Here is a 24,747-nt window from a genome sequence, read left to right on the forward strand (position 1 = left end):
CTAATTGTTAAATAATTTAAAAAATACTATGCATGCATAGTATTTTTTAAAAAAAAGACGTAATTTCGTTGCCGATATAAAGATTAAAAAAATAGAATTTATGAAAATATTGGTATGTATTAGTCATGTGCCTGATACCACTTCAAAAATTAATTTTACAGAAAATGATACAAAATTTGACACTAATGGTGTGCAGTTTGTAATCAATCCGTACGATGAGTTTAGCCTTACAAGAGCAATGTGGTTTAAAGAAAAACAAGGTGCAACCGTAACTGTTGTAAATGTTGGAAACGCAACAACAGAACCAACTTTGCGAAAAGCATTAGCAATAGGTGCAGATGATGCAATTCGTGTAAATGCAGAAGCAGTAGATGGTTTTTCTGTAGCTAAAGAATTAGCAGCAGTTGTAAAAAACGGAGGTTACGATTTAGTTTTAGCAGGAAAAGAATCTATAGATTATAATGGTGGAATGGTTCCGGGAATGTTAGCAGCATTAACAGATTTTAATTTTGTAAATGGTTGTGTAGGAATGGAAGTTGATGGTAATTCTGTTACTTTATCTAGAGAGATAGATGGTGGTAACGAAACATTAAGTACTTCTTTACCATTAGTTGTTGCAGGACAAAAAGGAATTGTAGAAGAAAAAGATTTACGTATACCAAACATGAGAGGTATTATGATGGCGCGTAAAAAACCTTTAAGTGTAGTTGAACCTGTTGGCATAGATAATGCCACTTCAATTCAATCATTTGAAAAGCCTGCTCCAAAAGGAGCTGTAAAATTAGTAGATGCAGATAATGTAGATGAGTTGATAAACTTATTGCATAATGAAGCTAAAGTAATCTAACAATATGCCATTCTTGTATATGCAAGAATCTCATTATAAAAAATAAAAAATATGTCAGTTTTAGTTTTTGCCGATTCAACAGACGGAAAATTTAAAAAAACAGCTTTTGAAGTAGTTTCTTACGGGAAAAAAGTTGCAGAACAATTAGGAAGCAATGTGATTGCTTTAACTATAAAAGCAAATGACGCTTCAGAGTTGTATAAATATGGAGCAGAAAAAGTACTTACAGTATCTAATGATGCTCTAAATACTTTTAATGCAAAAGAATATGCATCGGTTATAAGTCAAGCAGCAACTGCTCAAAATGCAGATGTGGTTATTGTAGATGCTAGTATAGATAGTTTATACTTAGCGCCAATAGTTGCTGTAAATTTAGAAGCAGGTTACGCTTCTAATGTTGTAGATGCACCAACAAGTACAAGTCCTTTTACAGTAAAAAGAAAAGCATTTTCTAATAAAGCATTTTCAAATACTGTAATTGCTACAGATAAAAAGATAATTGGTTTAGCAAAAAACTCATTCGGAATTCATGAAAACCCAGTAACAGGAACTTCAGAAAGTTTTGAGGCAACACTAGCAGAGTCTGGAGTGAAATCAGAAAAAATAGAAAGAGTTACTGGTAAAGTAACGATTGCAGATGCAGATATTGTTGTTTCTGCAGGTAGAGGTTTAAAAGGACCAGAGAATTGGGGAATGATAGAAGAGTTAGCAGAAGTGTTAGGTGCTGCAACTGCTTGTTCTAAGCCTGTTTCAGATTTAGGATGGAGACCTCATGGAGAACACGTAGGGCAAACTGGGAAACCTGTTGCTGCTAACTTGTATATTGCCATCGGAATTTCTGGTGCAATTCAACATTTAGCAGGTATCAATGCTTCTAAAGTAAAAGTGGTTATCAATACAGATCCAGAAGCACCTTTCTTTAAAGCTGCAGATTACGGAATTGTGGGCGATGCTTTTGAAGTAGTGCCAAAATTAATAGAAAAATTAAAAGCTTTTAAAGCTTCATAATAATCTTTGGGCCTTCCCAATATTAGTTAAAAAATAATATTTTTAAAACCTATCAAGATTGTATTTTGATAGGTTTTTTATTTATGAGTAATTGTCTAAACTTTTTTAAATAATTTCGTCAAGTTTGGGGTTTATCTTGAACGGAGTAGAAAGGCACTCGCTTTTTTCTTTTTTAAGAAAATAAAAAGAGCTCAAACAAATGCTTCAATCCTTAACACAAACAGAAGTTGTAATGATGAGTGTATTTTTATAGAAATAAAACTTTTACACTATTTATTTTTATTAAATTGTGCCCACAAAAAAGTAAACCACAAATTAACATTTAACAATTAGAATACTTTTCTTACCTTGTAGAAAGATATATGAGTTTAATAAAACTAACTATTAAAGGAATTTCTTACAGTCAAACTCAAAGCGGAGCTTATGCTTTGGTTTTAAGCGAGATAGAAGGAACGAGAACGCTGCCAATTATCATTGGAGCATTTGAAGCACAATCAATTGCCATTGCATTAGAAAAAGAAATTAGACCACCTAGGCCACTTACTCATGATTTATTTAAAACTTTTTCAGATCGATTTTTAATAAAAGTAAAAGAAGTAATTATCCACAAATTAGTAGACGGTGTGTTCTTTTCTTCTTTAATTTGTGAAAGAGACGGAGTAGAAGAGAGTATAGATGCAAGAACCTCAGATGCCATAGCAATTGCCATTCGTTTTCTAGCGCCAATTTATACTTATGAAAATATTTTAGACAAAGCGGGTGTTTACCTTAAATTAGAAGAAGAATTATCTCTTCAAGAGCCTGAAGAATTAGATGGTTTTTCTATTGATTTAGAAGAAATAACATCCCAAAAAGAAAGCGGTTTTTCTTCGATTACTTTAAAAGAGTTACACAATAAATTAAATGCTGCTGTTGCTGATGAAAACTATGAGCTCGCAGCAAAAATTAGAGACGAAATAAGTAAACGTCCTTAACTTAAAAACAGGAAGACTTATGAATGTAAAATTACGATTAATTATCATGAATTTTCTCCAATTTTTTATTTGGGGAGCTTGGTTAATTACGGTAGCCAATTATTGGTTTGGAACAAAAGGGTGGGATGGTGCAGATTTTGGAGCTATTTTTTCTACCATGGGAATTGCTTCTATATTTATGCCAACTATTTGCGGAATTATTGCTGATAGATGGATAAATGCAGAAAAATTATATGGAATCTTACATGTTTTAGGAGGTTTAACCTTATTATACGTGCCAATGATAGACAATCCAGTTTCATTTTTTTGGGTAATATTACTAGCGATGGTTTTTTATATGCCAACAATCGCATTGTCTAATTCTGTAGCGTATAATGCTTTGAAAAAAAATGGATTAGATGTGGTAAAAGATTTTCCGCCTATTAGAGTTTGGGGAACAATTGGATTTATTGCTGCCATGTGGATTACCAATTTATCAGGAAATAAAGCATCAGAAAATCAATTTTATATTGCGGCTGTTGCTGCTGTTTTATTAGGGATTTATTCATTTACATTACCCAAATGTAAGCCACAACACGATGTGTCTGAAAATAAATCATTTGTAGAATTAATGGGTTTAAGTTCTTTTAAATTATTTGCCAATTATAAACTCGCATTGTTTTTTATTTTTAGCATGTTTTTAGGAGCAGCATTACAACTTACAAATGCTTATGGCGATGTGTATCTAGATGATTTTAAATTAATTCCTCAGTATGCAGATTCTTTTGTAGTAAAATATTCTACAATAATTATGTCAATTTCTCAAATTTCGGAAACACTATTTATTTTAGCAATTCCGTTTTTCTTGAAACGATACGGAATTAAACGAGTAATGCTTATTAGTATGATTGCTTGGGTGCTGCGTTTCGGGTTATTTGCTTACGGAAATCCTGAAGGTGGATTGTGGATGATTATTGCATCTTGTATTGTATACGGAATGGCTTTTGATTTTTTCAATATTTCTGGATCTTTATTTATAGAAACTTCTACAGATTCTAAAATTAGATCTTCTGCACAAGGTTTGTTTATGATGATGACAAATGGCTTTGGAGCTATTTTTGGAAGCTTAGTTAGTGGCTATTTAATAGATCATTTTTTTACAACAAGTGCGGGAAAAGATTGGCATAACATTTGGCTAACTTTTGCAATATATTCTTTAGTAATAGCAATTGCATTTGCCATTTTGTTTAAACACAAACACGATCCTAATGAAATTAAAAAATCAATTTCACATTAATCATGATTAGTTAATAACTTTATAATATATTAAAGGCTTCAATCTTTTAGATTTGAAGCTTTTTTTTAATTTAGATTTCTCTAAGGTTTAGTAAAATAATGAAGCAATATTTAGATTTAGTAAAACACGTATTAGAAAACGGAAACGAAAAAGGAGATAGAACAGGTACAGGAACAAAAAGCGTTTTTGGTTATCAAATGCGTTTTGATTTAAACGAAGGTTTTCCGATGGTAACAACTAAAAAGTTACATTTAAAATCGATAGTTTATGAATTACTTTGGTTTATAAAAGGAGATACGAACATAAAATATCTTCAAGAAAATGGTGTTAGAATTTGGAATGAATGGGCAGATGAAAAAGGAGATTTAGGCCCTGTTTATGGACACCAATGGCGTAATTGGAATAGTGATGAAATCGATCAACTAAAAGAGGTGATTTCTACTTTAAAAAGCAATCCAAACTCTAGAAGAATGTTAGTCTCTGCATGGAACCCATCGGTTTTGCCAGATACTTCTCTTTCTTTTTCTGAAAATGTAGCAAATGGTAAAGCAGCATTACCTCCATGTCATGCTTTTTTTCAGTTTTATGTAGCCGATGGAAAATTGTCTTGTCAATTGTATCAAAGAAGTGCCGATATCTTTTTAGGAGTTCCTTTTAATATTGCTTCTTATGCATTGTTTACCATGATGGTGGCACAGGTTTGTGGTTATAAATTTGGGGAGTTTATTCATACTTTTGGAGATGCACATATTTATAATAATCATGTAGAACAATTAGAATTGCAATTGTCTAGAGATCTTAGGCCACTTCCAAAAATGAAAATGAATCCGGAGATAAAAAATATAGAAGATTTTACTTTTGAAGATTTTGAGTTGATTGATTATAATCCGCATCCTCATATAAAAGGTAAGGTAGCTATTTAAAGATGAGTTTTGTAGCTCATTTAATAAGGGTATATTTATCAAAAAAACGAATTAAAATTTATAAAAAAGAAGAGAATACGAATCCTTTTTTTCTTGTTAGCATTTCAAGTTGCCTTAGGTCAACAAAAAGACGAGTTTGTTTATTTTATTAATTTAGATGAAGTACCTACTTATGACGGCTGTCAAAAAAGTGCTGCTACAGATCGTAAAGATTGTTTTAAAAGATCTTTAAACAAGCATTTTAGTAAAAATTTAAATTTAAAACCTGGATATTTAAAATTAAAATATGATTTTAGAATAGAAAAAGATGGTTCATCTAAATTAAAGACTGTTAAAAATTATGGAACCACAGGTGGCTTCCAATTAGATCCAACTTTAAAGAATGAAATTGCTAGAATAGTAGCTTTAATTCCTAAAATGCGTACTCCTGCAAAATATTACGGAAAAAATGTAAGAGTAAAATATTTAGATTATATGAAGATTAGGGTAGAATAAGTTTCTTCCTAAAATATAAAAAAGCGCATGATTAATAAAATCATGCGCTTTTTTATGTTTTATAAGAAATTTTATTATAAGTTTAAAACTGCATTTTCTGCACCTGCAAAATCATTCCATGTAAAATCATCTGCCTGTTCATCATTAACGTATGTTCCATCAACAATGTATCTAAATTCGTAAGAATTGTTAGCTTCTAAATCAACAGTTCCTTTAAAAGATCCATTTTTTAGTTTTTTTAAGGGTGTAGATGCTGTATTCCAGTCATTAAAGTTTCCAACAACAGCTACATGATTTGCCTCTTCTGCAGGGAAAGTAAAAGTTACTTTACAAACAGGTTTGCTTTTTAAAAATTGTTTTTTAATTGCCATAATATTTTATTTTCAAATTCTCCTGTAAATTTATGCAAGAAGAGAGCAATCTCAAAGATCATTGAATACTTATAACAAAGAATTGTTGTTTTGTTAATATGAGACGTATAATTATTGTTTTTTAGAAAAAAAACAGATCTAATTTTATTGTTTAGATAAAAAAAAGAAGCATCTTTCTTATTGGTTTTCAGTGTTTTTGCTTCGAAAACGTATTCGTAAAATACTGTTTTTGTGTTGGAATCTGTCAAAAACGTCAAATCTGAAAAATATTTGAAGTAATTTTGTAAAAATTAGAATATCATATGGTTACAATCATCGCTGCAATTGCAAAAAATAACGCTTTAGGAAAAGATAATGATTTAATTTGGCATTTACCTGCAGATTTAAAGCGTTTTAAAAAAGTAACTTCTGGTCATCATATATTAATGGGTAGAAATACTTTTGAGTCTATTGGAAAACCATTACCAAATAGAACCACTGTTATTATTACTAGAAATAACGATTATTTTAAAAATGGATGTCTTATTGCTAATTCTATTGAAGAAGCCATTGAATTAACCAATAACGATGATGCTTTTATTATTGGTGGAGCACAAATTTACAAACAAGCTTTAGAAAGTAATTTGGTTGATAAATTAGATATTACAGTAGTACATCAAGAATTTGAAGCAGATGTTTTTTTTCCAAAAATAGATCTAACCATTTGGGAAGAAGTTTCTAGAGAGGATTTTAAAGCTGATGAAAAAAATAAATACGATTATAGTTTTGTAAGTTATAGAAAGAAAGCTGTTAATTAATTCGATTTCTTAAACCATTTCCTAAATTCATTTTGTACTTTCTTTGTGCAAACAAAAAGTAGTTAAATAGCTTGTAGTTAACATCATAACCATAATCTATTGAGGGCTGATAATCGATTACATTTTCATAAATATTAGGATTATAACGATTTGGATTCTGTGCTCTCATATTCCAAGTTGTAACAAAAAATCTATTTTTACTTTCCATGTATTCTTGAGAGTAAAATCCAACAGGTTTTGCAATAGAATTTAAATAACTTGTAAATCCCAAATCAATAATTATAATTTGGTATTCTAAACTATCATTTGCAATCACTACAGGTTCTTCTTTTTCAATACTTTTGTTTTTTACAGAAGTTGAACCACAGGCCCAAAAGAACATTACAATAGAAAATAATATCAAAAAATGTTTTAAAAGTTTCATAATCAACAGATTTAAGAATAGTAAAGTTGCAATAATTATTCCAAAATTAATTGATTTTTAATTCTTTTAACATTAATTTTCAAACTTTAAAAGAAAAGATGAAAAATAGATGTTTTTGGGTAACCGATAGTAAACTATATCAAGATTATCATGATAATGAATGGGGAACACCTGTTTATGATGATCAAACGTTATTTGAGTTCTTAATTCTAGAAACTTTTCAAGCGGGTTTAAGTTGGATTACTATTTTAAATAAAAGAGAAAACTTTAGAAAGGCTTTTGATGATTTTGACTACCATAAAATAGCCGCTTATTCAGAAAATAAATACAATTCTTTGTTGCAAGATGCTGGTATAATCAGAAACAAATTAAAAATAAAAAGTGCCATTTCAAATGCACAATTGTTTTTAAAAATTCAAAAAGAATATGGCTCTTTTTCTAAATTTATATGGAATTATGTAGATGGTAAACCCATTCTAAATCAATTTACAAAAAGAGAAGAGGTTCCTGCAACTACAGATTTATCAGATAAAATTTCTAAAGATTTAAAAAAACTTGGATTTAAATTTGTAGGATCTACTGTAGTATATGCATATATGCAAGCGGTTGGAATGGTCAATGATCATACATCAGATTGTTTTAAGTATCAAACTTAATTTGTACATTTATAAACTGAAATAAAATTATCATAAAATGAAAGTAAAACATATTATTTATACAACAATTCTTGCCGGAATGCTAGGTTCTTGTGCTGTTGATAAAAAAGAAGATCCAGTAACAAAAGATGGAGAATTTAACCATTTTGTAGAGCAGTTTGCAGACATAAAAGTATTGCGTTATAAAATTCCGGGTTTTGAAGAATTGACTTTAAAAGAGCAAAAATTAGTTTATTTTTTAACACAAGCAGGTTTGGCTGGTAGAGATATCATGTGGGATCAAAATTACCGTCATAATTTAAAAATAAGAAAGGCATTAGAAAGAATTAACGAACGTTATAGAGGAGATAGAGAAACAGCAGATTTTAAAAACTTTAAAACCTATTTAAAAAGAGTGTGGTTTTCTAATGGAATTCACCACCATTATTCTAATGATAAAATAAAACCAGATTTTTCTCGAGAATATTTTGAAGATGAATTGTTAAAAAAATCTAGAACAGAACTACCAAGAGAAGTTATAGAAGTAATGTTTAATGATGCAGACAATAAGAAAGTTACTAAAAAAGCAGGTGTAGATAATATTCTATCCTCTGCAATTAACTTTTATGCACCAGATATTACAGACAAGGAAGTAGCAGAGTTCTACAAAACAGCATATAAAGGCCCAGAAGGAATGCCTATAGAAGCAGGTTTAAACTCTAAATTAGTTCGCGAAGATGGAAAGCTGGTAGAAAAAGTTTGGAAATCTGGAGGAATGTATGGTGCTGCAATAGATCAAATTATTGGTTGGTTAGAAAAAGCAAAAGAAGTAGCCGAAAATGAAAAACAAGCAGTAGCTCTAGGGTTTTTAATAGACTATTATAAAACAGGAAGTTTAGACACATGGGATAAATATGCAATTGCTTGGGCAACATCTACCGAAGGAAATATCGATTGGATTAATGGTTTTATAGAAGTGTATAATGACCCTAAAGGGTACAGAGGTTCTTATGAAACCATTGTACAAATTAAAGACTTTGATATGTCTCGTAAAATGAAAGTTTTATCAGACAATGCACAATGGTTTGAAGATAATTCTCCTCTAGATCCAAATCATAAAAAGAAAAATGTAGTAGGAGTTTCTTATAAAACGGTAAATGTAGCTGGTGAAGCAGGGGATGCATCTCCAAGCACACCAATTGGAGTAAACTTACCTAATAACAATTGGATTCGTCAAAAACATGGTTCTAAATCAGTTTCTTTAGGAAACATCATAGCAGCATATAATAATGCAGGTGGAACAGGACGTTTAAAAGAATTTGCACACGATGAAGAAGAAATTAGATTAGAAGAAAAATATGGGAAAATTGCAGACAAATTACATACTTCTTTACACGAAGTTGTTGGGCATGCCTCTGGAGTAATTAATGAAGGAATTGGGCAACCTAAAGAAACGCTTCAAAATTACGCTTCTACAATGGAAGAAGGTAGAGCTGATTTAGTTGGGTTGTATTATTTAATGGATCCTAAATTACAAGAATTAGGACTAACAGATAATTACAAAGAACTAGGAATGGCTGCTTATGATGGGTATATCAGAAACGGATTAATGACACAATTAATAAGAATTAATTTGGGAGATGATATTGAAGAAGATCATATGGTAAATAGACAGTGGGTTTCTGCTTGGTCTTTTGAGCAAGGAAAGAAAGATAACGTAATAGAAAAAGTTGTTAAAGACGGAAAAACCTATTACAACATAAATGATTACGATAAATTAAGAGAAATTTTTGGTCGTTTATTACGCGAAACACAACGTATCAAATCTGAAGGAGATTTTGAAGCAGCAAAAGCTTTAGTTGAAGGTTATGGTGTAAAAGTAGATCAAGAGATTCATAAAGAAGTTTTAAAAAGAAACGAGCAATTTACATCTGCACCTTATAGTGGTTTTGTAAACCCTGTTTTAAAACCTTTAATGGATTCTGAAGGAAATATTTTAAAAATAGAAGTTACACAACCTAAAACCTTCGAAGAACAAATGTTGTTTTATTCGAAACATTATAATTTTCTAGGAACAGAAAATTAAAATAGACAAAAGAGAAATTATATAATTTCTAAGAAAATAAAAAGCCGATTCTATAAAGAATCGGTTTTTTTAGTTCCCAAAAATAATTCTAATAGCAACAAATACAGCAATGATCAATCCGCCATAAAGTAATACCTTTTTACCAGCATTCTTATAGTATCGCTCATGATTTTTAATATCTTTTTTATAGCTATAAATCATTAAAGCAATAAATGCAATAATAAAGAATGCCATAAAAATAATTCTACCTGTTGTAAAATATGCGCTTAAAAACATTTTTCCTATTCTTTATAAGTTGTGGATTAATAACAATTACAACCGCTTTATTTTTCATAAAGTTTCTATATATTGCTAACAGTATCCATTTAAAATTAGATTTTACAAAATTACAAATTAAAAAAAGAACCTTGTTCTTTTTAGCATAACTAAATAGATTAGAATGAAAAACAAAATAGCCGCAGTACACGCATTTCATACAGCATTTAAATTAAATATTAAAGACACACCAACAGTGGCTATTTCTGATGATAGAAAGAAATTGCGCTTTGAGTTGATGAAAGAAGAAAATGAAGAATACTTAGAAGCAGCACAAAACAACGATTTGGTAGAAGTTGCAGATGCATTAGGAGACATGTTGTACATTTTGTGTGGTACCATTATAGAACATGGTATGCAAGATAAAATAGAAGAAGTGTTTAATGAAATACAACGTTCTAATATGAGTAAATTAGGAGCAGATGGCAAACCTATTTACAGAGAAGATGGTAAAGTACTAAAAGGCCCTAACTACTTTAAACCTAATATTGCTGATATTTTAGATAAGTAAATTTGTTGCTTTTTGTTAGCGGTTAGTATAATATAGCTCTATATCTTAAGTTTTTGTTTACTGTAATTATGGGGTATTATAGGTGTAAAGAATCATCTAACGAAAACACTTTATCCAATTGTGTTTTAGCCTTAATATATATTCGTTTTGTAAAGTATTTGTATGAAATTTATAGATATACTACTATTTTATCTAAAAAATACTAGTATAATTAAATAAAAATACTAGTATAAATATTATAAAAATATAGTATTTTTATAAATTTAATAGGTGTAGCCTTGTAAATTAATAGGCATCTTTACTAATATAAAAAGTATAAAATTATGGCCGTTCGTTATAGAGTAACTAAAAGAAGTAATAGCATACAAAATAAAAAAGAACAATACATTTTACAATCAGTAGCTACGGGTACTGTAGATATAGAAACGATAAGCAAAGCTATAGGAAATGAATGTAGTTTGCATGCTGTAGATGTAAAAGCAGTGTTGGTAGCTTTAGGCATTAAGTTAGAGTATTATTTAGAACAAGGTAATATTGTAGACTTAGGCGATGTAGGTAAATTTAAAATAGGTTTTAAATGTAAGGCAGAAGAAGATGCTAAAGTATTAACCCCTAAGCGTAATATAAAAAAATACCATGTAAATTATCAGCCTTCTGTAAAATTAAAACGCAAATTAAAAGCAGGTATTACTACTTATAAAGAAGGGAGTAGTAGTATTTAGTGAGTTATAAAATAAAAACAAGCCTCAATAAATTTTGAGGCTTGTTTTTTTAAGTTAAAAATTAAAGCATTACTCTCCATCCATAAGGATCTTCAGCTTTGTTCGTTTGTATGTCGGTAATTTGTTTTTTTAATTTTGCTGCAAAAGGTTTTTCTAATTCAGGTAAATCATAATCTTTATTTTGATATCCAAAACCTGCAATTGGAGAAACAACTGCAGCGGTACCCGCACCAAACATTTCTTTTAAGCTTCCGTTTTGTGCTGCAGCAATTACTTCAGATACTGTGATTTTTCTTTCTTCAACATCTATTCCTGTGTCTTTAGCAATTTGAAGAATACTTTTACGTGTTATTCCATCTAAAATTCTATCACTAGTAGGACTTGTAATTAAAGTGTCATTTATACGAACAAAAATGTTCATAGCTCCCGCTTCTTCAATGTATTCGTGAGTGTTGTCATCTGTCCAAATAACTTGATTGTAACCTTTTTCAATAGCTAATTGGGTAGGGTAAAACTGTGCAGCATAATTACCACCCGCTTTAGCAAAACCAACACCACCATTTGCAGCACGTGCGTATTTTTCTTCAATTAAAACCTTTACTTTTCCAGCAAAATAAGCACCAGAAGGAGCTGTTGCAATAATTAATTTATATTCATTTGCTGGTGATGCATGAAAGCCATTTCCAGAGGCAAACATAAAAGGTCTTATGTATAAAGAGCTACCATCGTTTGTAGGTATCCAAGCATTATCTATTTCTAATAATTTTTTTAATCCAGCCATAAATAATTCTTCAGGAATTTGAGGAATTACCATTCTTTCTGCAGATTTATTTAAACGCTTACAGTTATCTAAAGGCCTAAACAACATTACATTATTGTCGGCGTCTTTATAAGCTTTCATTCCTTCAAAAATAGATTGTCCATAATGAAAAATCTTTGCAGACGGATCTAAGGTAATTGGTGAGTAAGGTTTAACCGTTGGGTTTTGCCATTGACCATCTTTAAAATCACATACAAACATGTGGTCTGAAAAGACACTTCCAAAAGGTAAATTATCAAAATCTACACTATTAATTTTAGAATGTTCGGTAAGTTCAATTTTTATTTCTGAATTCATTTTTTTACACTTCTTAATGAGGAACAAAGGTACATAATTTATTTATCTGTTTACTTTAGTAAATATTGATTTTCTTGTTTAAATTCTTACATTTGTAATAAATAAGTTTAAAATTTAAATTATGAAATTAGTATTAAAGTTTTGTGTAATAACACTTTTAATTTTTGCTTCTTGTAAGAAAGAAAAAGCAACAACATCAACAGAAAAAACTAAAAAAGAAGTAATTGCTTTTGATTCTTTTGGAGATAAAATTTCTGCAGATAAAGCTTTAACTTCAGAAGAAATGTTAGCGAAATTTTCTACAATGAAAATTGGAGATACATTAAACGTGAAATTTGCGTCTAGTATAAAAGAAGTTTGTTCTAAAAAAGGGTGTTGGATGAAACTTCCTCTAGATAAAGAAACAGAAACAATGGTACGTTTTAAAGATTACGGTTTTTTTATGCCTTTAGATTCTAAAGACAGAGAAGTAATTGTAGAAGGAAAAGCATTTGTACAAGAAACTTCTGTAAAAGAATTACAACATTATGCAGAAGATGCAGGGAAAACTAAAGAAGAAATTGCAAAGATCACAGAACCTAAAAAAGAATTTGCTTTTGTAGCAAATGGCGTTTTAATGAAAAAATAAAGAAAAATAATGAAGAATTCACTTCATTTTATATTGCTCTTATTGTTTTTGGGATGTTCATCTAAAAAAGAAAAAGAAGTAATCATTACTACAAATAATACATATAAGCAGTCAGAAATGGCTGCTTTAATGCTTCAAATGTATGCAGCAAATTTAGAGAACAAAAAACTAATTTTAGAAGGAAAAACACCTGCTGATTTTCCTGACGAATTTTTAAATATTCATACAGCTAAATTAACGGATGCTTCAGATAGAAACGCATCTTTTAATAGTTTTTCAGAATATTATTTAAAAACCTTAGCACAAGTTTATACCGCTAAAGATTCTTTAAAATTAAAGCACAATAACGCTATTAATAGTTGTATTGCTTGTCATCAAACTACTTGTTTAGGACCTATCCCAAAAATTAAAAAATTATTAATAAAATAATTGTGAAAAGAGAAATTTTAATTACTTCAGACGGTTCTTCTACAATTCATTTGCCAGATTGGGATGAACAATATCATTCTAAAAATGGCTCGATTAATGAAACCTATCACGTTTTTATAGAAAGTGGTTTAAAACAAGTTTCTGAAAATAAAGTTTCTATTTTAGAAATAGGTTTTGGTACGGGATTAAATTGTTTTATAACGTATTTAGAAGCTAAAAAAGAAATTAATTATGTTGGGGTAGAAGCTTACCCTGTTACTGCAGAAGAGGTAGAAAAAATGAATTTTATTTCTATATTAAAAGCAGAAAAAGAAAGTGAAAACTTTCAAAAAATGCATGCTGTTTCTTGGGAAGAAAAACATCAAATTTCTAAAACATTTTCTCTTACAAAAAGAAAACAATTTTTTGAAGACATTGAAGATAAAGATGCTTTTAACTTAATCTATTTTGATGCATTTGGTGCTCGTGTACAACCTCAATTATGGACCGAAGAGATCTTTCAAAAAATGTTTGAGGCGTTAAAAGAAAATGGAGTTTTAGTAACCTATTCGGCAAAAGGAAGTGTTCGAAGAGCTATGCAGGCTGTTGGTTTTATAGTAGAACGATTGCCTGGGCCTCCGGGGAAAAGAGAAATGTTACGAGCAACTAAAAAAAGTGTGTAGTTCCTATTTTTAAAAGAAGTATTTGAGAACGTTTCCTAAATTTACAGAATAATAAATAATTTAAAAGATGGAGTTCAAAAGAAAATTTGGAAGAAGAAAAGAAACAAAACCTACAAAAGGACTTCTTTTAATTGTATTATTAGTTATTGCTATAGTACTCTGGTTTAAAGCTGAATCTATATTGGCCTCACTTTTTTAAGAAATCTATTTTGGATTGTTTGATAGAGTTTATAAGACTATTTTTTAAAACGCCTACCTTTCCAATTGTATTTAGAGAATAGCGAATTAAATACGATAAAAACACTAAAAAAAGGATAAAGCAAACTGCTTAACAAATACCATTGTGTAAAATTATTTTGATGGTTAAAAAATCGAATTGTTGGTAGAAATAAAAACAAGTCAATTAGCATTTTTAGAGCAAAACAGATTAGTGCTATTTTTAAAGAAAGTGTAAAAAAAGAAGTAATTAGAAATAAATTGGTTGTTAAAACTAGCAAGCCAATCAATTTTACTTTAACAGACTTAAAATTACTTGTTTTTGCAGCCCACCTTGTTCTTTGATTTATTAAATCTATCCATGTTTTTACCGGAAATGTAGTTACTATTGCTGCTGTAGCTTTTAAAAAATGCACCGAATTATGATTGCTTTCTATAAATTTTTCGAATAGAAAAATATCATCTCCACTTGCAATTGTATTGTTTCCCTCAAAACCATTCAATTGTAAAAAGCTTTCTTTTTGGTATGCTAAATTAGCACCATTACACATAAAAGGAAAGTCAATTCCAAAACCACCAATTGTAGTTCCTTGTAAGCTCATAAAATCTAATAATTGAAATTGTTCTAAAAAGTTGTTTTGAACTTTGTAATTAACCGGAGCAACTACCATTTTGGGGTCTTTTTGTTGAATAAAAGAATCTAAAACTTTTAACCAGTTTTTAGGGAAATTACAATCTGCATCTGTTGTAACAATCCAATTGTTTTTTGCAACAGAAATTGCTGCAGTAATGGCATCTTTTTTTGGAGAGTTAGACTTTCTGATGTTTTTTATAATTCTTATTGTCATTCTGACGATAGGAAGAATCTCATAATCGAGATTTGTATCAACTTTTGAGATTTCTCCTCGTTCCTGATTCGAAATGACAAAACTATTTATTATTTCAACCGAATTATCCGAAGAAGTATCATCAACAAAAAGAAATTCTACTAACTCTTTAGGATAGTTTAATGCTGCAATAGAATTTAATAAATTAGGTAAGTTTTTAGCTTCATTTCTAAAAGGAATGACAATCGAAAAAGAAGTTGTTTCTGTCTTTTTTTTAGTTTTAAATTCCTCAACTTTAAGAAAACCAATTGCAAGTGAAACAATCAGAATTGTATATAAAGTAAAGATAAAAATTAGCAACCCAATCATTCTGCTAAATTAGGTTTAAAAGTCAAAACAAAATAGCTTCCAATAATTGCCGGAAAAACAAAATTTAAAATCCACATTAAGGTTGTTACAGATAAAATGGTAAGCGGTGCTATATTAAAAAAAGAAAACACCCAAATAGCAACAGAGCCTTTTAAAACAACATCAAACAAAGATAACATGGGTATTATTGATGCAATTAAATAAACGGAAGTAATTGCCAAAATTGCATCAACATAAGAAATATCAACTTTAAAAATAAGTAATAAAAAGTAAAATTGATGAGAAAAAACCACATATCTAAGAAGTGATAAAATAGCCGTTTTAAGATTTAATTTCTTAGGGATTTTTTTAATAAAATTCTTTGCCTTTTCAAGTGAAAACCATTTTAAGTTGAAATAGTTTAGCGCAAAGAACAATACAGAAACGATAATGATTGCTAAAAGTAAAATTTTTAGAATTGGATAAAAATCAATTTCAATTTTATGGTTAAGAACAAAGTAACCAAAGCCCATGCTTCCAAAAATTAGTGTCATTAACATTTGGTAAAAGTTACCAATTAGGTTTAGTCCCAAAATTTGTTTCCTATATTTTTTATCAAAATACATTGCTTTTGCACCGTATTCACCAATTCTATTAGGAGTAATTAAAGAGGTTGTTAAAGAAGCTAAAGATTGTTTTGCAGCATTAAAAAAGGAAATGTTTTTTATAAATTGGACAAGCGATTTCCATTTTGTAATTTCTATACCCCAATTTAAAACTGAAAAAACACCTAAAAAAAACATGTTTTTAAATGAAAAAAGATTGTTTTCTATTAATTTATTGTAAAAAACAGCAAAGTTAAACTGTTTGTTTTCTAATAGTTTTGTATAAATAAAATATAGGCAGCCAATTACAATCGATAGTTTTATTATCAACCAAAAGAATTGTTTAGATTTGTATGAAAGCGAATGATGCATTGTTTGCAAAGTAATAAATAATCATCAGTATGTTTGATGATAAATAGAAAAACAATCTACGATTTTGGCGATAGAAAAAATCATTTTAGGAATTGACCCAGGAACCACAATTATGGGGTTTGGGTTGATAAAAGTTGTGGGTAAAAAGATGGAATTTATTCAAATGAATGAATTGATTTTAAAAAAATACGACGATCATTACTTAAAATTAAAATTAATTTTTGAGCGCACCATAGAACTAATTGATACTTATAATCCTGATGAAATTGCTATTGAAGCACCTTTTTTTGGGAAGAATGTACAGTCTATGTTAAAGTTGGGAAGAGCACAAGGTGTTGCAATGGCAGCAGGCTTGTCAAGAGAAATTCCGATTACAGAATATTTACCAAAGAAAATTAAAATGGCAATTACAGGAAGTGGAAGCGCTAGTAAAGAACAAGTAGCCTTGATGTTAAAATCACTTTTAAATTTAAAAACATTGCCTAAAAATTTAGATGCAACCGATGGTTTGGCGGCGGCGGTTTGTCATTTTTACAATTCAGGAAAAGTGGTTGGTGGAAAGAATTATACGGGTTGGGCTTCTTTTGTAAAACAGAATCCTAAAAAAATTAAATAATTTTTTTAAACTATCATTTACCAATTGAAAAAGCAGATGAAATAGGTAGAATTTTATTTTCTATTTTAAAAACTACAAGAATAAAGAAGAAGTTACGATAACTGATAATTGAAAACTAATTTGGCAGGTATTTATATTCACATCCCGTTTTGTAAACAAGCATGTTTTTATTGTGACTTTCATTTTTCTACTTCATTGAAGAAAAAGGAAGAAATGATTTCGTCTTTAATTAAAGAAATCGAAATTAGAAAAAATGAGTTGGGAAATACTGTTATAGAAACTATTTATTTTGGAGGAGGAACTCCATCTGTTTTAAATACAGAAGAAATTCAAGAGCTAATAAATTCGGTTTATGCTAATTTTGAGGTTGTAGAAAATCCAGAAATTACATTAGAAGCAAATCCAGATGATTTATCAGAAAAGAAAATTATTGAACTTGCAAAATCACCCATAAACAGATTAAGTATAGGAGTTCAATCTTTTTTTGAGAAAGATTTAAAGTTAATGAACAGAGCTCATAATTCTGAAGAAGCTAAAAAATCATTATCAGTGGCGACTCACTACTTTGATAATATTTCTGTAGATTTAATTTACGGAATTCCAGATTGTACAAATGAGGAGTGGAGAAAGAATATACAAACAGCCCTGAGTTTTGGAATTCCTCATATTTCTAGTTACGCTTTAACAGTTGAGCCAAAAACAGCTTTAGATACATTAATTAAAAAAGGAAAAATAAAAAATGTAGATGATGAAAAAGCAGCCAAACAATTTCATATTTTAACAGAAGAATTAAATAAAGCAGGATTTGTACATTATGAGTTGTCTAATTTTGGGAAAGAAGGTTTCTTTAGTCAAAATAATTCTTCTTATTGGTTAGGTAAATCATATTTAGGCATTGGCCCTTCGGCGCATTCTTTTAATGGAAAAGAACGTAGTTGGAATGTTAGAAATAACACAAAATATATCAAATCAATTCAGCAAAATCAATTACCAATAGAAAGAGAAACTTTGTCAAAAACAGATGGTTATAATGAATATATTATGACTGGTTTGCGGACAGTTTGGGGCGTTTCTTTGGCTAAGATTAAAACTGATTTTGGCGAAAAATATATTACGTATTTAGAAAATCAATCAAAAAAATATATTCAACAAGAATTATTGTATATTGATAACGAAATTTTAAAAACGACTAAAAAGGGGAAGTTTTTATCTGACGGAATTGCATCAGACCTCTTTATGTTAAACTAAACTTAATTGAAGTAATTTGAAAGCAACCATAGAATACAACTCAAGAAAAATAGAAGTAAATATCTCTAATCCTATAGATATTTCAATTCCAATAGATGCCTCAAAAAAAAACATAAACGCTTGGTATATAGACGATCCTAAGATTTTCCCTGAAATGTATGAGGGTGAAAAAATTAAGGTTTCTGAGGGCGCAGTTGTAAATTTTAACAATATTCATTTTAATCCACATTCGCATATTACACATACAGAATGTGTGGGACATATTACAGAAAAAGTACATTCTGTAAATAAAAATTTAAAATATTATATTTTTTTGGCAGAAGTAGTTACAATTGCTCCTTTGTTTCATAATGGAGATTTTTTAATAGGAGTAAAACAATTAAAAACAGCCTTAAAAAATAAAAATCGAGATGCTATTGTAATTAGAACTTTGCCTAATTTAGAAGATAAAAAAAGCATGCAATATTCAAATACAAATCCTACTTATTTGTCCGAAAAAGCAGCCACTTATTTAAGAGAAAAAGGGATAAAGCACTTGCTAATAGATTTGCCTTCTGTAGATAAAGAAAAAGATGAAGGCAGATTGTTGTCTCATAATGCATTTTGGAATACTGCTGGAGAAATAAGAATGGATGCAACCATAACAGAATTTATTTACGTGCCAAATACTGTAGAAGATGGAGAGTATTTGTTAAATCTAATGATTGCACCTTTTGAAAATGATGCAACACCAAGCAAACCGATTTTGTATAAGATTATAAAGTAGTTTGATGAAGATTCTTTTAAAGATAGAGGAGCTGATGATGCTGATTTTATCAATTGTCATGTTTAGTCAATTAAGTTTTGATTGGTGGTGGTATCTAGTTTTATTCTTATCACCAGATGTAAGTTTTATAGGCTACACAATAAACCCAAAATTTGGAGCTATTTGCTATAATTTATTACACCATAAAGGTCTTGCTATAATGATTTACTTGGTTGGAATGTATTTAAATAACGAAAGTATTCAGTTAGTAGGAATTATTATTTTCGGACATGCTTCTTTTGATAGAATTCTAGGATATGGATTAAAATATTCAGATAGTTTTAATAATACACATTTAGGAAAAATAGGATCAAAAGATTAAATGGTAATGAAGAAAATCAATAAAAAAAAATATCTTTTTTACGGAATTCTTGCGTTAATTCTTCTTTTGATAAAAGGAGTTGTTGCGTAATTTAAATAAACAGTAGAAATGACAGAAAAAATAGAGGAATTAGAGAATTATTTAGACAATCATTACATACATCGAAGTAATTGGTTGAGAGCAGCTGTCCTTGGAGCGAATGACGGAATTTTATCAACTGCGAGTATTGCAATTGGAGTTGCTGCTGCAAGTGATTTGCGAGAACCTGTTATTTTGGCAACTTTGGCAGGACTAGTTGCTGGTGCTTTATCAATGGCAGCTGGAGAATACGTTTCAGTAAGTTCACAAACAGACGTAGAAAAAGCTGATATTGAGCGTGAAAAGATTGAATTGAAAGAAATGCCCAAACTTGAATTACAACGACTAGCAGAGATTTATGAAAAAAGGGGGCTGAAAAAAGATACTGCATTAACAGTTGCAAAAGAATTAACTGAACACGATGCTTTAGGGGCACATATTAGAGACGAATTAGGAATTAATGAAATAAGTCAAGCTAAACCTATACAAGCGGCAATTGCTTCAGGAGCTGCCTTTACAGTTGGAGGATTACTACCTTTTTTTGTAACACTCTTTCTTCCTTTAGAAAGTATGGAATATTCCCTCTATGGATTTGCTCTTTTTTTCCTTATAGTTTTGGGAGTATTAGCAGCCAAAACAGGGGGTTCAAGTGTGACAAAAGCAATTATTCGAATTGTTTTTTGGGGAACTGTTGCAATGGGCTTAACTGCTTTAGTAGGTTATTTGTTCAATGTGAATATTGGATAAAATGAAAAAGAAAAATATTTTTCCTCCTAAAGAATTTACTAAACGAGTATTTAAGTATTCTATATTTTAAATAAGTCTGTTAATTTTCTCTTTTATAGCCTAAATTTAAGCCGTATATAATTCATTGCTAGTTTTAGTTTACTCGGGAATTTCTTCGGAATCTCCTCTGACTCGTTTTATTTTGCTGTTTTAGTTCTCGATAAAGCAGTGAAATCATACACAAAACACTTATCCACAGGCTATAACTATCTTGGAATAAGGTTATATAATTTTAAACATTGTGTATAGAAATTACTAAGTAATTAGACGTTACAGTGATCCTTTTAAATTAAAATCTTTAACCAAAGTTACTTTCAAAGTGATAAAAGTCATATTTTAAATTGAAGGGCTACCGTAAATTTACGTTAAGTGAATTAGAAATTTATACCAAAAACGAACCTTATGGAAAATAGAAATTATTCTAAAATATATCGAATAATTCATTGGTCAATAGCTATCTCATTTCTTCTATTGTTAATTACTATTTTTTTGCGATTAACTTGGATGAATAAAAACAATGTTGCAGTCATTATCCAAGATTATTTGGATACTACTGATCAAGTTTTATCACAAGACCAACTTATTGTTTTAGCAAAAAAGATAAGACAGCCCATGTGGAATTGGCACATTTATATTGGTTATGTCTTAACAGGATTATTTAGTTTGCGTTTTATGCTTCCCCTTTTTGGGCATATGAAGTTTCAAAATCCTTTTATTAAAAATCTATCCTTAAAAGAGAAATTTCAAAAATGGATTTATATCATTTTTTATCTCTGTGTAATTATTTCTTTGGTTACTGGACTAATAATAGAATTTGGACCAAAAGAATTAAAAACAACAATGGAAGAAATCCATGTATTGAGCATTTATTACTTGGTTGGATTTTTAGTAATTCATTTAGCTGGTGTATTTGTAGCTGAATTTACAAATCAAAAAGGAATAATTTCAAGAATTGTTAGCGGCTCGAAAAAGAAAAATTAAAATACACCAATTGATTGGGTGGTATTATGTTTTTATTTTCATGAATATTATTATAATTAATTAATGTTAACAACGTTTACGACAAAAAAGTCATAATGTAACACTGTATATAATTTATTGCTAGTTCTTGCCTACTTACGAAAATCCTTGCAAATTTTCTATTCGGTTTTTATTTGCTGACACATAATCCAACGCTAATAAAACAAAAGAACTGTTTCTTTGCCAACACTCTAATTAATTTTAACTATAAAAAATTGAGAGGTTTTTATAACAAAAAAAAAATACATATCGTTAATAGGTATTGGTCTAATTGTTGACTTTTCATTTATGAAAACTAAATAATAATAAAATGAAAAAAATAATTGTAATATTAGTCGTAATGATTGTAAGTGTAAATACAACAATTGCTCAAGAATGGCAAACAGATATTAACGTTGCAAAAGAAATTGCAGTAAAAGGAAGTAAGCCTATAATATTAGTGTTCCAAGGTTCAGATTGGTGTGCTCCTTGTATTAAATTAGACCGAGAGATTTGGAGTACTAAAACTTTTAAAAAGTATGCAAAAGAAAATTATGTTTTGCTAAAGGCAGATTTTCCGAGAAAAAAGAAAAATGCACTGTCAGAAGAACAAACAAAATCGAATGCATTACTTGCTGAAAAATACAATAAACAAGGTTTTTTTCCTTTTGTTGTAGTACTTAATTCCAATGGCAAGGTATTAGGAGAAAGTAGTTATAAAAAGACTACACCAGAAAATTACATTAAAGAATTAAACGCTTTTACAAAGTAATTTGAAAGATATAGTCACTTTACTACTTTTATTCTCAATAATTGGTTGTACAGCACAACAACCTTATAAGAGAACACTCAAATTAATGGGTAGTCGGTTTGACATTACTGTGGTGGCAAATAATTCTATTCAAGCCAACAAATATATTGATACAGCAGTTGCAGAAATTTCAAGAATTGAAAAGTTGATTTCATCTTGGAATCCTAATTCTCAAACTTCAGAAATTAATCGAAATGCAGGTATACAGCCCGTAAAGGTTGATTCAGAGTTATTTCAATTGATAGAACGAGCAATCGGTATTTCAAAATTAACAGATGGTGCTTTCGATATTAGCTATGCTTCAATGGATAAAATTTGGAAGTTTGACGGTAGTATGACTGTTATGCCTTCAAAAGAAGAAATTACAGCATCCGTTTCAAAAGTTGGCTTTCAAAACATAATTTTAGACAAAAAAAACAGTACTATCTTTCTTAAGTTAAAAGGAATGAAAATAGGCTTTGGAGCCATAGGAAAAGGCTATGTTGCAGACAAAGCCAAAGATTTACTTATTTCAAAAGGAGTGCCTGCAGGAATTATTAATGCATCAGGAGATATGAATACTTGGGGAAAACAACCAAATGGAAAAGAATGGAACGTTGCCATTACAAACCCAATGGATAAAAATAAAGTGTTTGCGTTACTACCTATTACAAATGGAGCTGTAGTTACTTCTGGTAATTATGAAAAGTATGTAAACTTTAATGGTAAACGATACACACACATTATCGACCCAAGAACAGGATATCCTTCAACAGGAATTATTAGTGTAACCGTTTTTGCACCAAAAGCAGAATTGGCAGATGCACTAACGACTTCAGTATTTGTTATGGGAAAAGAAACTGGTTTAGATCGCATTAATCAATTACCAAAAATAGAATGTATTATCATAGATGATAAAGGAAACATTACGAAATCAAAGAATATAGAAATAGATAAGTTATGATTAAAAATTTTACATGTGTTGCATTAATAACAACTTGTTTTAGTAGTTGTGTTGTGGTTAAAGAATACGAAAAAGTAAATATAAATGACCCCGATATGGCATTGACAGAAAAAAAATGCGACAGAAATGTTTCCACAATGCATTCATATCGTGAAGCAGCTGTAGGAGCAAATGGAGGAAAAACTGGAGGAGGCTGTGGCTGTAACTAATAAAACAAGAGATTTGAAAAAAATAATTTTAATATTCTGCGTATTTGCTTTTGCTAAATCATATTCGCAAACTAAACAAGACTCAATCAAAGTCTATAAAAAACGTGTGTTAGAGGCTGTTGAAGTAGATTTTCTAACAAGTTATTATTCTCAAAATGGAGATAATGCTGCGGTAAGCGGTGGAATAGGGACAGAAAAATTAACAGATGTTACAGGAACTTTTGTGGTTTCAATACCTTTAAATGATGATGACGTATTAACTATTGATGCAGGAATTTCAGCATATACTTCGGCATCGTCAAGTAACATTGATCCTTTTGATGGTTCACAACCCGCTGACCCATTTGTAGCAAGTTCAGGAGCTTCAAAGGGAGACGGTTGGGTAAATTTATCGGGAAATTATAGCCACAGTTCAGATGATAGAAATAATATTTGGTCTGCAAAAATATCAATTTCATCAGAATTCGATTATTTTTCAGCTGGTGTTGGTGGTAGTTATACAAAATTATTTAATGAAAAGAACACGGAATTAAGTGTAAATGCAAATGTTTATATAGATACTTGGAAAGCTATTTACCCCATTGAATTAAGACCATTCGGAGAGAATGGGATTGGTTTAAATAATCCTTTGTTTACACAAAACATAATTACAGGTAACACAAGTTACAATCCTAGATTTAGTGAATTTAAAGATGAAGGACGTAATTCTTATGCTTTAGGGCTCGGATTCTCTCAAATTCTTCATAAAAACCTGCAAGGTTCGCTAGCACTAGATTTTGTACAACAAGAGGGTTTATTATCCACACCATTTCAAAGAGTGTATTTTAGCGATGTTACAGATTCATTCATAGATAATTTTCAACTTGCTGACGCTGTTGAGCGTTTGCCAGATTCGAGATTTAAAGTAGCAGTTGGTGGACGATTAAATTGGTATCTTAATGAAACCATTGCAGTACGTACTTTTTATCGCTATTATTTTGATGATTGGGGAATTAATTCACATACTGCCAGTATTGAATTACCAATTAAAATAACTGATAAGTTTACTTTGTATCCTTCTTATAGGTTTTATAACCAAACAGCAGCCGACTATTTCAAACCTTACGAAAGTGCTTTATCTACGGATGAATTTTATACTTCTGATTATGACCTTTCCGAATATTCCGCGAACCAAATTGGTTTTGGAGTGTCATACACAGATATTTTTGCAAAAGCACATATTTGGAAACTAGGATTAAAAAGTATTGACTTAAAATTTTATCAATACGATAGGGATACATCTTTTAGTTCTAGTATTATTACAGCAGGATTTAAGTTTGTAATGGATTAATCGAATATTTAA

30 protein-coding genes are annotated in these 24,747 nt (G+C 29.8%); 24 read left to right on the forward strand and 6 right to left on the reverse strand.

Translation table 11 applies throughout. The annotated features are described in order from the left end of the window. Positions 1-100 precede the first annotated feature (100 nt). From MC378_RS07115 to MC378_RS07140, 6 genes are all read left to right on the forward strand, one after another. Positions 101-847, forward strand: a complete 747-nt coding sequence (locus MC378_RS07115) for an electron transfer flavoprotein subunit beta/FixA family protein (RefSeq protein WP_242178063.1) — start codon at positions 101-103, stop codon at positions 845-847. A 51-nt stretch (positions 848-898) separates the two neighbouring features. Beyond that, complete coding sequence (locus tag MC378_RS07120) at positions 899-1,855, forward strand: electron transfer flavoprotein subunit alpha/FixB family protein (RefSeq protein ID WP_242178064.1); 957 nt, start codon at positions 899-901, stop codon at positions 1,853-1,855. 362 nt (positions 1,856-2,217) lie between these two features. Beyond that, on the forward strand, positions 2,218-2,829 hold the full coding sequence (locus tag MC378_RS07125; protein ID WP_242178065.1) for a bifunctional nuclease family protein: 612 nt from the start codon (positions 2,218-2,220) through the stop codon (positions 2,827-2,829). A gap of 19 nt (positions 2,830-2,848) precedes the next feature. Further along, positions 2,849-4,105 (forward strand): nucleoside permease, encoded by a 1,257-nt coding sequence (locus tag MC378_RS07130; protein WP_242178066.1) that lies wholly within the window; start codon positions 2,849-2,851, stop codon positions 4,103-4,105. A gap of 98 nt (positions 4,106-4,203) precedes the next feature. Beyond that, complete coding sequence (locus tag MC378_RS07135) at positions 4,204-5,028, forward strand: thymidylate synthase (RefSeq protein ID WP_242178067.1); 825 nt, start codon at positions 4,204-4,206, stop codon at positions 5,026-5,028. 93 nt (positions 5,029-5,121) lie between these two features. Then, positions 5,122-5,523 carry a hypothetical protein gene (locus MC378_RS07140; protein WP_242178068.1) on the forward strand — a complete coding sequence of 134 codons (402 nt, stop codon included), beginning with the start codon at positions 5,122-5,124 and terminating at the stop codon, positions 5,521-5,523. A 74-nt stretch (positions 5,524-5,597) separates the two neighbouring features. Here the strand turns inward: MC378_RS07140 and MC378_RS07145 are convergent, their stop codons facing one another. After that, positions 5,598-5,894 (reverse strand): isoamylase early set domain-containing protein, encoded by a 297-nt coding sequence (locus MC378_RS07145; RefSeq protein ID WP_242178069.1) that lies wholly within the window; start codon positions 5,892-5,894, stop codon positions 5,598-5,600. Between the two features lie 302 nt (positions 5,895-6,196). On the opposite strand from MC378_RS07145, the gene MC378_RS07150 reads away from it, so the two are divergent. After that, entirely contained in the window at positions 6,197-6,691 is a 495-nt protein-coding gene (locus MC378_RS07150) for a dihydrofolate reductase (RefSeq protein WP_242178070.1), read from the forward strand. Here the strand turns inward: MC378_RS07150 and MC378_RS07155 are convergent. After that, complete coding sequence (locus tag MC378_RS07155; protein WP_242178071.1) at positions 6,684-7,115, reverse strand: DUF6146 family protein; 432 nt, start codon at positions 7,113-7,115, stop codon at positions 6,684-6,686. The genes MC378_RS07150 and MC378_RS07155 overlap by 8 nt on opposite strands. 98 nt (positions 7,116-7,213) lie before the next feature. Between MC378_RS07155 and MC378_RS07160 the strand changes: the two genes are divergently transcribed. Both MC378_RS07160 and MC378_RS07165 read left to right on the forward strand, forming a co-directional pair. Next, positions 7,214-7,771, forward strand: coding sequence for a DNA-3-methyladenine glycosylase I (locus MC378_RS07160; protein WP_242178072.1), 558 nt, complete (start codon positions 7,214-7,216; stop codon positions 7,769-7,771). Between the two features lie 37 nt (positions 7,772-7,808). After that, on the forward strand, positions 7,809-9,836 hold the full coding sequence (locus MC378_RS07165; protein ID WP_242178073.1) for a dipeptidyl-peptidase 3 family protein: 2,028 nt from the start codon (positions 7,809-7,811) through the stop codon (positions 9,834-9,836). A gap of 69 nt (positions 9,837-9,905) precedes the next feature. On the opposite strand, the gene MC378_RS07170 is transcribed toward MC378_RS07165, so the two are convergent. Further along, entirely contained in the window at positions 9,906-10,112 is a 207-nt protein-coding gene (locus MC378_RS07170; RefSeq protein ID WP_242178074.1) for a hypothetical protein, read from the reverse strand. A gap of 163 nt (positions 10,113-10,275) precedes the next feature. On the opposite strand from MC378_RS07170, the gene MC378_RS07175 reads away from it, so the two are divergent. Together MC378_RS07175 and MC378_RS07180 are read left to right on the forward strand one after the other, a co-directional pair. Beyond that, a complete protein-coding gene (locus MC378_RS07175; RefSeq protein ID WP_242178075.1) occupies positions 10,276-10,662 on the forward strand; it encodes a pyrophosphohydrolase domain-containing protein in 387 nt (128 codons plus the stop codon). Between the two features lie 323 nt (positions 10,663-10,985). Next, positions 10,986-11,384: an HU family DNA-binding protein gene (locus MC378_RS07180; protein ID WP_242178076.1), complete on the forward strand. Its 399-nt coding sequence runs from the start codon at positions 10,986-10,988 to the stop codon at positions 11,382-11,384. Between the two features lie 61 nt (positions 11,385-11,445). On the opposite strand, the gene MC378_RS07185 is transcribed toward MC378_RS07180, so the two are convergent. After that, entirely contained in the window at positions 11,446-12,501 is a 1,056-nt protein-coding gene (locus MC378_RS07185) for a branched-chain amino acid aminotransferase (RefSeq protein ID WP_242178077.1), read from the reverse strand. A 121-nt stretch (positions 12,502-12,622) separates the two neighbouring features. Here MC378_RS07185 and MC378_RS07190 point away from each other — a divergent pair, with 121 nt between their 5' ends. Genes MC378_RS07190 through mnmC2 form a run of 3 tightly spaced genes read left to right on the forward strand, consistent with a single transcriptional unit; the run spans position 12,623 to position 14,220 of the window. Continuing rightward, a complete protein-coding gene (locus MC378_RS07190; RefSeq protein WP_242178078.1) occupies positions 12,623-13,129 on the forward strand; it encodes a DUF4920 domain-containing protein in 507 nt (168 codons plus the stop codon). Positions 13,130-13,138: 9 nt separating this feature from the next. Beyond that, positions 13,139-13,558, forward strand: coding sequence for a hypothetical protein (locus MC378_RS07195; protein WP_242178079.1), 420 nt, complete (start codon positions 13,139-13,141; stop codon positions 13,556-13,558). A gap of 2 nt (positions 13,559-13,560) precedes the next feature. Continuing rightward, positions 13,561-14,220, forward strand: a complete 660-nt coding sequence (mnmC2, locus tag MC378_RS07200) for a tRNA (5-methylaminomethyl-2-thiouridine)(34)-methyltransferase MnmC2 (RefSeq protein WP_242178080.1) — start codon at positions 13,561-13,563, stop codon at positions 14,218-14,220. 236 nt (positions 14,221-14,456) lie between these two features. Here the strand turns inward: mnmC2 and MC378_RS07205 are convergent, their stop codons facing one another. Both MC378_RS07205 and MC378_RS07210 read right to left on the reverse strand, forming a co-directional pair. After that, positions 14,457-15,632, reverse strand: a complete 1,176-nt coding sequence (locus tag MC378_RS07205; protein WP_242178081.1) for a glycosyltransferase family 2 protein — start codon at positions 15,630-15,632, stop codon at positions 14,457-14,459. Further along, complete coding sequence (locus MC378_RS07210) at positions 15,629-16,588, reverse strand: hypothetical protein (RefSeq protein WP_242178082.1); 960 nt, start codon at positions 16,586-16,588, stop codon at positions 15,629-15,631. The genes MC378_RS07205 and MC378_RS07210 overlap by 4 nt, the downstream gene beginning before the upstream one ends. 64 nt (positions 16,589-16,652) lie before the next feature. Between MC378_RS07210 and ruvC the strand changes: the two genes are divergently transcribed. The 10 genes from ruvC (at position 16,653) to MC378_RS07260 (ending at position 24,735) form a co-directional block, all read left to right on the forward strand. Continuing rightward, positions 16,653-17,204 carry a crossover junction endodeoxyribonuclease RuvC gene (gene ruvC / locus MC378_RS07215; protein WP_242178083.1) on the forward strand — a complete coding sequence of 184 codons (552 nt, stop codon included), beginning with the start codon at positions 16,653-16,655 and terminating at the stop codon, positions 17,202-17,204. A 120-nt stretch (positions 17,205-17,324) separates the two neighbouring features. Next, positions 17,325-18,452, forward strand: a complete 1,128-nt coding sequence (gene hemW, locus MC378_RS07220; protein ID WP_242178240.1) for a radical SAM family heme chaperone HemW — start codon at positions 17,325-17,327, stop codon at positions 18,450-18,452. 16 nt (positions 18,453-18,468) lie between these two features. Continuing rightward, positions 18,469-19,218, forward strand: coding sequence for a cyclase family protein (locus MC378_RS07225; RefSeq protein WP_242178084.1), 750 nt, complete (start codon positions 18,469-18,471; stop codon positions 19,216-19,218). Positions 19,219-19,222: 4 nt separating this feature from the next. Next, positions 19,223-19,579: a DUF4260 domain-containing protein gene (locus tag MC378_RS07230; protein WP_242178085.1), complete on the forward strand. Its 357-nt coding sequence runs from the start codon at positions 19,223-19,225 to the stop codon at positions 19,577-19,579. A gap of 108 nt (positions 19,580-19,687) precedes the next feature. Continuing rightward, positions 19,688-20,404, forward strand: a complete 717-nt coding sequence (locus MC378_RS07235; protein WP_242178086.1) for a VIT1/CCC1 transporter family protein — start codon at positions 19,688-19,690, stop codon at positions 20,402-20,404. Between the two features lie 441 nt (positions 20,405-20,845). Continuing rightward, entirely contained in the window at positions 20,846-21,424 is a 579-nt protein-coding gene (locus MC378_RS07240; RefSeq protein ID WP_242178087.1) for a cytochrome b/b6 domain-containing protein, read from the forward strand. Positions 21,425-21,773: 349 nt separating this feature from the next. Beyond that, positions 21,774-22,214 carry a thioredoxin family protein gene (locus MC378_RS07245; protein WP_242178088.1) on the forward strand — a complete coding sequence of 147 codons (441 nt, stop codon included), beginning with the start codon at positions 21,774-21,776 and terminating at the stop codon, positions 22,212-22,214. A gap of 1 nt (position 22,215) precedes the next feature. Beyond that, complete coding sequence (locus MC378_RS07250) at positions 22,216-23,196, forward strand: FAD:protein FMN transferase (protein WP_274704116.1); 981 nt, start codon at positions 22,216-22,218, stop codon at positions 23,194-23,196. After that, entirely contained in the window at positions 23,193-23,405 is a 213-nt protein-coding gene (locus MC378_RS07255; protein ID WP_242178089.1) for a DUF4266 domain-containing protein, read from the forward strand. The genes MC378_RS07250 and MC378_RS07255 overlap by 4 nt, the downstream gene beginning before the upstream one ends. 13 nt (positions 23,406-23,418) lie before the next feature. Beyond that, positions 23,419-24,735, forward strand: coding sequence for a DUF3570 domain-containing protein (locus MC378_RS07260; RefSeq protein WP_242178090.1), 1,317 nt, complete (start codon positions 23,419-23,421; stop codon positions 24,733-24,735). Positions 24,736-24,747: the final 12 nt, after the last annotated feature.

The organism is Polaribacter marinus (assembly GCF_022662535.1).
Lineage (GTDB): Bacteria > Bacteroidota > Bacteroidia > Flavobacteriales > Flavobacteriaceae > Polaribacter > Polaribacter marinus.